12 protein-coding genes and 1 pseudogene are annotated in these 12,201 nt (G+C 46.6%); 4 read left to right on the forward strand and 9 right to left on the reverse strand.

The window, feature by feature from the left end; translation table 11 throughout:
• From LNL84_RS17425 to LNL84_RS17445, 5 genes and pseudogenes are all read right to left on the reverse strand, one after another.
• Positions 1-98 (reverse strand): annotated as a pseudogene (locus tag LNL84_RS17425) (tRNA (guanosine(18)-2'-O)-methyltransferase TrmH); the annotation flags it as partial.
• Between the two features lie 65 nt (positions 99-163).
• Positions 164-2,281 (reverse strand): bifunctional GTP diphosphokinase/guanosine-3',5'-bis pyrophosphate 3'-pyrophosphohydrolase, encoded by a 2,118-nt coding sequence (spoT, locus tag LNL84_RS17430; RefSeq protein ID WP_244358986.1) that lies wholly within the window; start codon positions 2,279-2,281, stop codon positions 164-166.
• Between the two features lie 53 nt (positions 2,282-2,334).
• Positions 2,335-2,607, reverse strand: coding sequence for a DNA-directed RNA polymerase subunit omega (gene rpoZ / locus LNL84_RS17435; protein ID WP_063603891.1), 273 nt, complete (start codon positions 2,605-2,607; stop codon positions 2,335-2,337).
• Positions 2,608-2,886: 279 nt separating this feature from the next.
• Positions 2,887-3,510, reverse strand: coding sequence for a guanylate kinase (gmk, locus tag LNL84_RS17440; RefSeq protein WP_244359042.1), 624 nt, complete (start codon positions 3,508-3,510; stop codon positions 2,887-2,889).
• A 272-nt stretch (positions 3,511-3,782) separates the two neighbouring features.
• Complete coding sequence (locus tag LNL84_RS17445; protein ID WP_244358987.1) at positions 3,783-4,649, reverse strand: YicC/YloC family endoribonuclease; 867 nt, start codon at positions 4,647-4,649, stop codon at positions 3,783-3,785.
• Between the two features lie 208 nt (positions 4,650-4,857).
• On the opposite strand from LNL84_RS17445, the gene rph reads away from it, so the two are divergent.
• Both rph and pyrE read left to right on the forward strand, forming a co-directional pair.
• Positions 4,858-5,574, forward strand: coding sequence for a ribonuclease PH (rph, locus tag LNL84_RS17450; RefSeq protein ID WP_244358988.1), 717 nt, complete (start codon positions 4,858-4,860; stop codon positions 5,572-5,574).
• Between the two features lie 202 nt (positions 5,575-5,776).
• Positions 5,777-6,418 carry an orotate phosphoribosyltransferase gene (gene pyrE / locus LNL84_RS17455; protein ID WP_244358989.1) on the forward strand — a complete coding sequence of 214 codons (642 nt, stop codon included), beginning with the start codon at positions 5,777-5,779 and terminating at the stop codon, positions 6,416-6,418.
• Between the two features lie 261 nt (positions 6,419-6,679).
• Here the strand turns inward: pyrE and coaD are convergent, their stop codons facing one another.
• A complete protein-coding gene (gene coaD, locus LNL84_RS17460; RefSeq protein ID WP_244358990.1) occupies positions 6,680-7,174 on the reverse strand; it encodes a pantetheine-phosphate adenylyltransferase in 495 nt (164 codons plus the stop codon).
• A 120-nt stretch (positions 7,175-7,294) separates the two neighbouring features.
• Between coaD and LNL84_RS17465 the strand changes: the two genes are divergently transcribed.
• Positions 7,295-8,326 carry a glycosyltransferase family 9 protein gene (locus LNL84_RS17465; RefSeq protein ID WP_244358991.1) on the forward strand — a complete coding sequence of 344 codons (1,032 nt, stop codon included), beginning with the start codon at positions 7,295-7,297 and terminating at the stop codon, positions 8,324-8,326.
• A gap of 37 nt (positions 8,327-8,363) precedes the next feature.
• Here LNL84_RS17465 and LNL84_RS17470 read toward each other — a convergent pair whose 3' ends face one another.
• The 3 genes from LNL84_RS17470 to LNL84_RS17480 form a co-directional block, all read right to left on the reverse strand.
• Positions 8,364-9,449 (reverse strand): glycosyltransferase family 9 protein, encoded by a 1,086-nt coding sequence (locus LNL84_RS17470; RefSeq protein WP_244358992.1) that lies wholly within the window; start codon positions 9,447-9,449, stop codon positions 8,364-8,366.
• An 11-nt stretch (positions 9,450-9,460) separates the two neighbouring features.
• Positions 9,461-10,240 (reverse strand): glycosyltransferase family 2 protein, encoded by a 780-nt coding sequence (locus tag LNL84_RS17475; protein ID WP_244358993.1) that lies wholly within the window; start codon positions 10,238-10,240, stop codon positions 9,461-9,463.
• An 85-nt stretch (positions 10,241-10,325) separates the two neighbouring features.
• Positions 10,326-11,393, reverse strand: a complete 1,068-nt coding sequence (locus LNL84_RS17480; protein ID WP_244358994.1) for a glycosyltransferase family 9 protein — start codon at positions 11,391-11,393, stop codon at positions 10,326-10,328.
• A gap of 89 nt (positions 11,394-11,482) precedes the next feature.
• Here LNL84_RS17480 and LNL84_RS17485 point away from each other — a divergent pair, with 89 nt between their 5' ends.
• Positions 11,483-12,184, forward strand: coding sequence for a 3-deoxy-D-manno-octulosonic acid kinase (locus LNL84_RS17485; protein ID WP_244358995.1), 702 nt, complete (start codon positions 11,483-11,485; stop codon positions 12,182-12,184).
• Positions 12,185-12,201 lie beyond the last annotated feature (17 nt).

The following is a 12,201-nucleotide window of genomic DNA, read 5'->3' on the forward strand; positions in this document are numbered from 1 at the left end:
CTTGCTGGGGCTTGGTGCACTTGATCTAAACATAACGTCAGATCCGGTTGGCGAGCTTTAAGAACCTTTTGAATCCGAAGGTAGCGTTCAATATTCATCCGTGATTTCCAAAACAAAACGGGCTCGATAATAACATCGAACCCGAATTCAGTTTGAGCGTAAGTTAGTTTTTACGTCGTCGTACTCTTAGTGCTGTTGGCATCGTTTTGATGCGCTTCATGATGCTGGCAAGGTGAATACGATCTTTGGTTGTGAGTAATACCGTGACCGTATACAAGCGTCCATCACGCTCCTCAGTAGAGATACCGTGAATGTTCGACCCTGTACTTGCAATAACATTGGTCAGCTCAGCAAGGGCACCTTGGTGGTTTTGAAGATCAACCTTGAGCTCCGCGGTAAATTCTTGCTCGAAGTCATCGCTCCACTCCACCGCCATGTACTTGTCGGGCTCTCTTTGATAGCCACGAACATTTGGGCAGGTTTCGCGGTGAACAACCAAGCCACGCCCAGGTGAAACATGCGCAATGATGTGATCGTCTGGGATAGGGTGACAACAGTTGGCAAACGTCAACAATATGCCTTCCGCACCACGGATTGGCAGCTTCTTACCGTTCGATTGAATGGAGCTGGTTTGAGTCAGTTCATCTGTATCACCTAACAGGCGACGAGCAATCACAATACTCATTAACTCGCCAAGGCCAATGGCCGCGAGCAGATCATCGGTTGATTCGAGGCGAAGATCGCTGAGAACTTCACTGATGTTCTCTTCGTAGATGCTGTCGATGTTATGACGACCAAGTGCATGATTGAGTAGGCGGCGACCAAGCACAATCGAATCTTCACGGCGCATGGTTTTCAGCACCTGACGGATCTTGGTTCGAGCGCGAGACGTCACCACGTAGTTGAGCCACGCGGCATTAGGACGAGCACCCGGAGCACTAATGATTTCGACTGTCTGGCCGTTCTTCAGTGTCTTACTCAGTGGGTACGGATTGCGATCAACGCGAGCCCCCACGCAGGTATTCCCCACATCGGTGTGAACCGCGTAGGCGAAATCAACCGCTGTCGCGCCCAGTGGCAATTCGACGATGCGACCTTTCGGCGTGAATACGTAGATTTCGTCAGGGAACAGATCCGATTTAACGTTCTCGATAAATTCGAACGAGTTACCCGCACTTTGCTGCAATTCCAGCAGGCTTTGCATCCAGCGCTGCGCTTTGACTTGAGCCGTCGTACCTGTGCGGTCACCATTACCTTTATAAACCCAATGCGCCGCAACACCTTTGTCTGCCATTTGGTCCATGTCTTCGGTACGAATTTGTACTTCAACAGGAACGCCGTGTGGGCCAACCATAGAGGTGTGTAGGGATTGATAGCCGTTGGCTTTTGGTACCGCAATGTAGTCTTTCATTCGGCCAGGACGTGGCTTATACAAGCTGTGTACCTGACCCAGAGCGCGATAACAGGTATCGGCAGAATCCACGACCACTCGGAAGGCGTAGATGTCCATAATGGTGTGAAAACGCTGCTCTTTAGTCTTCATCTTGTTGTAGATGGAGAACAAGTTCTTTTCGCGACCAAACACGCGAGCTTTCAAGCCTACCTCTTCTAGGCGGCCTTCGATCTCACTGTGAATGCGAGCGATCATCTCTTTTCGGTTACCACGCGCCGCTTTCACGACCTCTTTGAGGACGCGATATCGGTTCGGGTAAAGCGCTTCAAAACCCAGCTCTTCAAGCTCAGTTTTGATATTGTGGATACCCAGACGATGAGCCAGCGGAGAGTAGATCTCTAGCGTTTCACGAGCAATACGACGCTTTTTATCAGGGCGAAGCGCCCCAAGCGTGCGCATGTTGTGGGTACGGTCACTGAGTTTAATAAGAATAACGCGAATGTCTTGCACCATGGCAAGGACCATTTTACGGAAGTTTTCCGCTTGCGCTTCTTTTCGATCACGAAACTTCAATTTGTCGAGTTTCGAAACGCCGTCAACCAGCTCGGCGACCGTAGTGCCAAATTGTTCTTCTAGCTCTTCTTTGGTGACTTCAGTGTCTTCTATAACATCATGCAACAACGCCGCTTGCAGGGTTTCGATATCCAAACGCATTTCCGCGAGGATACGAGCAACAGCTACGGGGTGAATGATGTATGGTTCTCCGCTTGAGCGGGTCTGCCCTTCATGGGCATCTCTTGCTACCACATAAGATTGACGCAGAGCCTCAAGTTGAGGCTCTGTTAGGTATTCTTGGGCAACGTCTTTGAGGCTATCGAATAGATACAATTTTTAGGCCCGAAAGTCGATGAAACTTAGATAGGTTATAGCGGTGCGACAAATTAGCGAGTGTGAGCGATGCTGCTTACAGCGGCTAGTTCTGCTGCTTCTTGCTCTTGCTGCTCTTGACGCTCACGTGCATCAAGAACTTCTTTCGTGATCAAGCCTTCTTCGATTTCGCGTAGTGCGATAACCGTTGGCTTATCATTTTCTTCTGGCACCAATGCATCTTTACCACCGATTTGCATTTGACGTGCGCGGCGAGCCGAAATCAGAACTAGGTCGAAACGGTTACCAACTTTTTCAACAGCGTCTTGAACAGTTACGCGTGCCATAAGAACTCCAATAGTTAACTAAATTTTTGAATGACGAGAAAGTATACAGTCTATTAAGTTTAGATTCTAGATCACAAATGATCCTATTAACGACTGTTACTTCTGGTTTAATCGTATGCGACTACTATCGTAGCACACTTGTCATCCCCTTGAAAAAGGGGATCTCTGGCTGCAAGTGATTGACATAAATTGAGCGCAATACCCGCTGACTAAGATCCTCACATTCGTAAGGATGACGTTTGTAATTCTTTTGTTTTGGTGCGTTGTGGTAAGAGTGGTTTACTCAGCCAGTAGCGCGTCCAACATACCTTTGTATTTCACACTTTGCTTGTCTTGCTTAAGACGTTCAGCTCGTAAAATCGCTTTAAAATCAACGAGTGCACCGTCAAAGTCATCATTAACAATGACATAGTCATATTCATTGTAATGCGACATTTCTGATTTTGCTTCGCTCATGCGTTTAGCGATGACTTCGTCGCTGTCTTGACCGCGCACATTTAAGCGGCGCTCAAGTTCACCATTTGATGGTGGCAGAATGAAAACGCTTTTTGCGTGGGGCATTTTTTCTCTAATTTGACGAGCACCTTGCCAATCAATATCAAGGAAAACATCAATACCTTTTTCAAGTGTTTCTTCGATCCACTTACGAGATGTGCCGTAATAATTCCCAAACACTTCAGCGTGCTCTAGAAAATCACCTTGCGCAATCAGTGATTCAAACTCACTCTTTTCAACAAAGTGGTAGTGAACACCGTCTTCTTCGCCCGGACGCATGTCGCGAGTGGTGTGAGACACAGATACTTTCATGGCGTAGGTTGGGTTTTTTTCCAACATCGCTGAAATTAAGCTCGATTTACCAGCGCCACTCGGTGCCGATACAATATAAAGCGTGCCTTTACCTATCATTTGTCGAAGTCCACATCTTGAGTTGAAAACGGTGAGAATATCTCGTTGATATTCTTATTCTATACATAACTCTAGCCAAAACGTGTAAATTTCGGCCAGAAAAATGGAGGCGAAGAGTAGCACGATCATTAGGGCATTCTCAATAAAAAACTGCCGAACAGTGGGTGCATGGGTTGACGATTGAAACATGTCTGTCTGGTAATGCAGATATAAAAAAGCAGGCTGAGGAGCCTGCTTGAAAGGTGTTGATGTCAGTTGATTACAAAATATTATTCAATATTCTGAATTTGTTCGCGCATTTGCTCGATAAGAACTTTAAGCTCAACGCCAGAAGCTGTGATGTCAGTGCTGATCGATTTCGATGCTAGTGTGTTCGACTCACGGTTGAATTCTTGCATCATGAAGTCTAATCGACGACCACATGCGCCGCCTTTTTTCATGATAGCCGTGGTTTCTTTAACGTGAGAATCTAAGCGATCAAGCTCTTCTGCAACGTCAGACTTTTGTGCTAGCAGGATAAGCTCTTGCTCAACGCGGCCCGCGTCAAGTTCTACTTTGGCATCTTCAAATTTGGTGAGTAGGCGCTCACGTTGCCATTCAATGATTTCCGGCATGCGCGCACGTACTTTAACCACTTCAGCGGTAATGGCTTCTAGGCGGGCAACAATCAGCGCTTTCATATTCTCGCCTTCGCTTGCTCTTGCCTCGATGAAATCGCCAATAGCGGCGTCAAAGCCAGCCAGCAATTGCTTATTGATGCTATCCATGTCTTGCTCTGGCGTTTCCATGACACCGGGCCAGTTCATCACTTGAAATGGATTTAAGCGGCTCTCTTCGCCGGTCAGTGTCATGACTTGTTTCGCAGCATTGACGACCTGCTGAGCCAGAGCTTCATTAATACTCAGTTCGCCTTTAGCAGAAGGGTTGGCTTCAAAACGCAGGTGACATTCGACTTTACCGCGAGCAAGGCGCTTACGAAAACGCTCACGCAGAACAGGCTCTAAACCACGAAACTGCTCTGGCATACGGAAGTAGGTTTCTAGGTAGCGTTGATTGACAGAGCGGATTTCCCACACTGCGGTGCCCCAGTCACCTTTGACTTCTTTACGTGCATAAGCGGTCATGCTGTAGATCATTTGTAATTTCCTTGCTGACGGGTTCAATAGGTAAAGTTAACAGTATGGTAGCACAGCCATATGAGTGAGTCATAATATTGAAAGCGCGGTAGGGCATAGAAGACTTATGGCGAGCGTCGTGACCGTGATGGTCTCACCTAGATCCGCAAGCGCATTTGATCTATAATCTGCGCCCAACCAAACCCTCTTCCCAATTAAGGTAATGCCAATGCGTCCAAATGACCGCGCAGCAGACCAAGTGCGCCCAATAAAAATGACCCGCAACTACACCGCATACGCAGAAGGTTCTGTGTTAGTGGAGTTCGGCAATACCAAAGTCTTGTGTAATGCCACAGTGGAAGAGAACGTGCCTCGCTGGCTAAAAGGCAAGGGACAAGGCTGGGTGACGGCGGAATACGGCATGTTACCTCGCTCTACACACTCAAGAATGCGTCGTGAAGCGGCCAGCGGCAAGCAAGGTGGCCGCACCATGGAGATCCAACGTTTGATTGCACGCAGCCTTCGAGCTGTCGTTGATCTAGAAGCGATGGGTGAATTTATGGTGACGGTAGACTGTGACGTGATTCAAGCCGATGGCGGTACGCGTACAGCGGCTATTTCTGGTGCCAGTGTGGCGTTAGCCGACGCGTTCGATAGCTTAGTTGAGCAAGGTAAACTTAAAGCCAACCCAATGAAAGGTCACGTGGCGGCGGTCTCTATTGGTATTCTGGGCGAGAACATTCTCTGCGATCTTGAATACGTAGAAGACTCAGCGGCTGATACTGATATGAACGTTGTGATGACCGAAGACGGTCGCATGATTGAAATCCAGGGCACTGCCGAAGGTGAACCGTTCACCCATCAAGAATTGTTGGCTCTGCTTGAGTCAGCCAATAAAGGCATTGCCGAGATCGTGGCAGCTCAGAAGCTGGCATTGGAAAAATAGTTTATTTGGTAGCTCCCGCAAGGGGGCTATTTTTTTGAGTAAGAATACGTTCGCGCATTGCTTGTTACCAGCAATGAATAAAGGTGTCATTCCTGCGCAGGCAGGAATCCCCCTAAAGCGAGCGACATAATGACGTAAGATCCCTGCCTACGCAGGGATGACGTGTGGATAGTCATTCCCAACAACCTATAGAGAGAAGAAAATGAAAGCATACCAGCGTGAATTTATTGAATTTGCACTAGAGAAAGAAGTTCTTAAGTTTGGTGAGTTTACTTTAAAATCAGGTCGTACTAGCCCTTACTTCTTTAACGCTGGTCTTTTCAATACAGGTCGTGATCTTGCTCGCCTTGGCCGTTTCTACGCAGCAGCGCTGGCAGACTCTGGCATTGATTTCGATGTGCTATTTGGCCCAGCATACAAAGGTATCCCAATCGCGACGACAACAGCCGTAGCACTTGCCGATCACCATGATGTTGATACGCCGTATTGCTTCAACCGCAAAGAAGCAAAAAACCACGGTGAAGGTGGAAACCTCGTGGGCAGCGCGTTAGAAGGGCGTATCATGCTGGTGGACGATGTGATCACAGCGGGTACCGCGATTCGTGAGTCGATGGAAATCATTAAAGCAAACGGTGCAGACCTTGCTGGCGTATTGGTGGCTATCGATCGCCAAGAAAAAGGCAAAGGTGAGCTGTCGGCTATCCAGGAAGTTGAGCGTGACTTTGGCTGCGCAGTGATTTCGATTGTCAGTCTCACGGATTTGATTACTTATCTTGAAGAGAAGGGTGGCAATCCAGAGCAGCTAGAGGCGGTGAAAACCTATCGCGCACAGTACGGGATTTAACGACTCGACGTAGCAGTGACTTGAGAAGGCAGTCGTTTCTGCCTTCGTTGTCATTCCTGAAGCATTCGTCATTCCTGAAGTATTCGTTATTCCCGCCCATTTATTATGTCATTCCCGCGAAAGCGGGAATCTAACCAAAGCGTGCACCAAGCCGTGAGTAGAATCCTGGCAACAATGCCAACGTCCTGCGGTATGATAAACACCAGTGGGTGCATTGTTTCTGGGATGACGATAAAGGGGCGTTGTCGATGCCACTTGATTCTAGACTTTCTTTTTCTCTTCCAGTGCCTTGGCTACCACATCGGGCACAAACTGAGCCACATCACCGCCGTGAATCGCCACTTCTCGCACTATGGTTGATGAAATAAACGCATGCTCCTCTGCTGGGGTCAAAAAAACACTTTCCAGACCTGGCATGAGTCGACGATACATGTTGGTCAAGCCAAACTCGTATTCAAAGTCGACGGTGGTGCGTAAGCCTCGGATCAGAACATTGGCTTTTTCGTCTTTAGCAAAATCAACCATCAAACCAGAAAACCCTTTTGCTGTGACATTGCCTAAATGCTTCGTCACCGCGTGTGCAAAGTCAACGCGCTCTTCAAGGGTAAACATGGTGTTTTTACTTGGACTGGCGGCAACGGCAATAATCACCTCGTCAAACATGCTAGCAGCACGTTCAATCAAATCTAGGTGGCCATTGGTAATTGGGTCAAAAGTGCCAGGGTAAACTACTCTGGAAATTCTTTTCTTCGTCACTGTCTTTGCTCTGTTATTCAGTATTTTATTCAGTGTAACAAAGCGGCAAAGAGTTATCATTATTGCGTTCACTTGTTATGATTAGCGATGAGCACAAAAATCAGCGTGAAGTAGGTAACAATGAAAAAAATACTGGTAGTAAGAAACGACAAAATCGGCGACTTCATGTTGGCGTGGCCAAGCTTTGCTATGCTCAAAGCATCGCTTCCCGATTGTCATATTACCGCGTTGGTGCCTAATTATACTGTTGCACTGGCAGAGCTTTGTCCGTGGATTGATGACGTATTGGTAGACCCAGGAAAAAACAGTGATAAGTTGGCTCAGCAAGCACTGGTTTCAGACATAAAAGCCGCTGATTTTGAAGCGTCTCTTAACTTGTTTTCGACCACCTACAATGCGCTGTTGGTTTGGAGGGCTAAAATCCCTTACCGCCTGGCGCCAGCGACCAAATTGGCGCAAATATTCTATAACAAGCGAATAAAGCAAAAGCGTTCACAAAGCGCTAAGCCAGAATATGAATATAACCTTGATCTCATTCGTGCATTCCTAACGGACATCAAGCAGCCCATTGTTGAACCGACAACGCCTTACTTGCAGTTTAACGAGCAAGATCTAGAGCAACAAAAAGACAAGTTAGCCAAGTCACTTGGGTTAGACAGAGGCAAGTCGTGGCTCTACGTGCATGCGGGCAGCGGAGGCTCAGCAAATAACTTATCTATCACGCAATACGCGACGTTGGTGGCCAATATCGATGGTGATTTCGAGGTCGTGTTAACGGCAGGCCCAGGAGAAGAAGAAAAAGCGCGTGAATTGCACGTTGCTTTGGCAAACATGGCGACACGCAGCGTGGTCTATGATGAAAATGACGGACTGGTGGACTTCTCACGCTCAATAGCGTGTGCCAGTGCGTTCGTTGCTGGCTCTACAGGCCCATTGCACATTGCTGCGGCCCTTGATGTACCTACAGTGGGCTTTTTCCCAGCTAAGCGTTCAGCAACGCCATTGCGTTGGAGACCGCTTAACTCAGAGGGGCGGCATATTGCGTTTTGCCCGCCAATCGCCGAAGACAAAAAGAGCCAAGAAAACATGGCTCGAATTGATGTTGGTGAGGTAGCAAAAGAGCTTAGCTTGTGGTGCCGAGAATACTGCTAATAGTACACAGAAGAGGAGAGTGAACTTCTAGTGAAAGCTACTTTTCTGTGATTTTTTGCAACTCTTCAAATTGAGAAATAACGACTTCTGGATATACGGAGTTGGTACGCTTACACCCATACTCATCAGAAACCCCATATTCTGTATCAGTGCCTCTAATAACACGCAGGCAATCGGCCTCGTGCAATGCGGTTTCTACATGAGTTGCAAAGCAAATGGTGGGCTTTTTAAGAGTGAAAGCCAAGTTATACATACCTGAATCGAAGCCAATAAGAAGGTCGCAGTTTGCTACAATCTCAATGGTTTCTTTCAAGGATGCTTTTGATACCAAGTTTTGTAGATTCTGCGCTTTATAGTGTTTTTCAATCAGCTTGGTATATTTGTCGTCGCGCTTTCCAAAACCAATTAAGGTAAAGTGTATATTTGGATACGCAGAATATAAGGCTTCCATTATTTTGACGATATTCGATATGCGCATCATTTTTTCGCTAGCGGCAGCCCCAACGGCTAAGACAACATGCAACTGTTCTTGTTGAGTATTGATAATTTGGGGCTTGATATCTGCGATAAATCGAGACAAAAAATCGGTGTTATCCATGAGCTTGACGTCCGAACCAAGGTGTTGGCTCATATTCGTTAGCGCATCTCCTGCATATCCAGGATTAGTCACGACTTCAGAAAGTTGACGGTCATTCTCTGGGTTACCATTGTGTGAAAACCCGATCTTGTTTTTCTGAACAATCAAATCGATAAGATCTTCATTTCGCGTGAACTCTAAAGCAAGTACTTTATCTATTGGAAGGCGATTGAGCTCATTGACTAGCGCTAATCGCTTGAAGGGACTGGTTCTATTCCGGTCGGTGTATTTAATTACTTGAATACCCAACGCTTGATATAGTGGAATCGCTGGTGGCTTGGAAACGACCCAGACATTATCAAAACCATTTTTCTGGCACAAGTGATAAACCAGGGACAGACGCATAAATGCATCCCCAAGCCCATCTGTAGAGGTAATGAGAATACCATTTCCCAGGGTTTGGTTATGTCGTTTGAAGACTGAGACGAATAGCTGACTAAATCTTGCTTTGATGTAACTTGATTTCAGCCATTTTGGTTTAGACATTTTGAAAAATCTCACTTTGTTGGTTTATCTTGAGTTTGTCTCACCCATAAATCCGCGTATTTCACAAAGGTGGAATGCGCAGACAGTAACGATAGTAAAAAGCCCTGCTTGCCATCTAAAAAGCCCGCTTTAACAATGTACATTTTCACAAAACAGGCGAGGGCGTGAATAATGCCCTGGCTGATGCTGGATGTTTTTCCACGCTTTTCCCGCTGCTCGGCCCAGGCTTTGGCATAGCCCGCTGACTTGACCAGGTAATGATTCATATCATCATAGGTGTAGTGGATAAGATCACCCTTAAGAGTTTCAACCTTCATTGACTTGGTTGTTTCTACTTTTTCATGAACTAACGAATCATCATACTGGGTGAGCTTAGTCGGGTAGAGGCGTAGTACGCGATCGGGGTACCAACCACAGTGTTTGATAAAGCGTCCAAACACCCAGCTTAAGCGCTCAAACTGAAAAATAGTATCGGCTTTTTGCTGTTGAACCGCATCAAGGATACGTTGTTTCAGCTCTGGTGTGACGCGCTCATCGGCATCAAGCCAAAAGACAAAATCGGACTCAACATGACTTTGCGCCAGTTGACGTTGAGGGCCAAAGCCTGGCCAGTCAGCATTAACATGAAATTTGGCACCAAACTCCGCCGCTATTTCAGCGGTGTCATCGGTACTGCCAGAGTCCATAATAACGATTTCATCGACCCAACCTTGAACCGTTTCAAGGCACGCTTTGAGATGTTTAGATTCGTTTTTAACAATCAATGCTACAGCAAGTGTTGGTTTGGTCACTTTGTTTACCTTAGACTAAAATTTTGTCATTCCCTTGAAAAAGGGAATCTTTAATAGCGAGCATAGCACCTTATTGAGGCCGGGTTTACTTTGCCGAGACAAGTGCTAATTTCTCGGTTTCAACTACATGGTCAAACATCGCGATGACTTGCTTAGTACTGATTCTTTGCATTGCCGCTTTATCTTTGACTCGTGCCCGCCAACTCAACTCACTGCTCGGCTTGCCAGTTTCTGCTTGAATAGCCTCTTCATAAGCGGAAACCACATAATCTTGATAGTTATAAGGGCCTGTGCGTGCCGGGTTGTGGTGGGCGTACAAACCAATGACCGGCGTTGCCATTGCATTTGCCATATGAGTAGGCCCGGTATCGGGTGCTATGAGCAAGTCAGCGAGATCAATCAACGCGAGCATCTGCATCAATGAGCTCTGGCCGACAAGATTGGTCACCTCAAAGCTTAGCTTCGATACGATCTGCTCTGCCAGCTCCACTTCAATACTTGCTGGGCTGCCAGCCAAGATAATATTCCAACCTTGCTGGTGAGCATGAGCAAGGACATCAGCATAGCCTTGCGCTGTCCAATTTTTATAGCCTTTACTGGCGGCAGGTACCACAAGAAGGTTTTTCTTTATTTGCAAATACTGACTTGCCCAAATCTTATCATCAGCTTGATAAGTGAGTGACCACTGCGCAGCTTGTGCTTGCAAACCAAGCGTTTCATTAAACGCCAATAAACCATCCAGGACATGAGTCTTTGCAGGAGAAGGGACTTTTACATTGGTAAACAGACCTTGAAAATCCTGACTGCGTTTAGCATCAAACCCTAGCTTGTAGCGCGCCTTGATACCCAAAGTAGCAATGCTAGCCCTAAAGGCATACTGCATGTGTAACAGCGCATCAAAGTGTTCACCATCCAGTGTTTTCCAGAGTGCTTTGTAGCCCTGCCAGCCGGCTTTTTTATCAAATACGACGACGCGAATGCCTGTTATCGCCTGAAGCAGCTGAGCTTCCAACTTGCCCGTCACCCAGGTGATTTTAGTCTCAGGCCACTGACTTTGAATGGCTTGCACAGCGGCAATGGTGTTACACACATCGCCAATCGCGGAAAGGCGTAATATACAAAGAGATTTAGGAGGAGTGCTAAAAAGCGCCATAATTAATTCAAAGCGTTGGAAACATTTAAGGATTATGCAGATAAGCCGTTTGATTGTAAAATCAAGCTAACGACATTAGGACTCAAACCATGAAGAAATTGCAACGCGCTAACACCGTCGTTTGGTATGACGACACACTATTAAAAGAAGCCCCTCTGCAAGTTTTTGACCCTGAATATTGGCAGCAACAAGGGAAAGTGATTGGCAGCGCGCTAGGGCGAGGAACCACCTGGTTTGTGCAAACACAGACAATTGAAGCAGCGTTGCGTCATTATCGCCGTGGCGGTCTGTTTGGTAAATTAGTCAAAGACCAATATTGGTTCTCTGGGTGGGAAAACACTCGTAGCTACCAAGAGTTTCAATTGCTGAAGACACTAATTGAAGCCGGAGTGAACGTACCAAGGCCCATTGCCGCAAAAGTTGAGAAGTCTGGGCTTGTGTATCGAGCGGATTTACTCAGTGAAAAAATACCGAATGCTCGTGATTTAGTGGCCATCTTGCAAGAACATCCACTACCAGCGGAAATGTATCAAAAAATCGGTCAGGAGATCCGCAAGATGCACGACGCTCAGGTCAATCATACCGATCTCAATATTCACAATATTCTCATCGACGACCAAGATAAGGTCTGGATCATCGACTTTGATAAATGCTGCCAGCAAGAAGGTGACGATTGGAAGCAAAGTAACTGGGATAGACTCAAGCGATCGTTTGAGAAAGAGTTAAATAAGCGTTCGATAAACTGGCAGCAAAATGATTGGTTGTCTCTTACTAAAAATACAGCGATTTAAAAGTGGCTCGTCACCAA

It is taken from the genome of Vibrio gelatinilyticus (genome assembly GCF_022836845.1).
Classification (GTDB): domain Bacteria; phylum Pseudomonadota; class Gammaproteobacteria; order Enterobacterales; family Vibrionaceae; genus Vibrio; species Vibrio gelatinilyticus.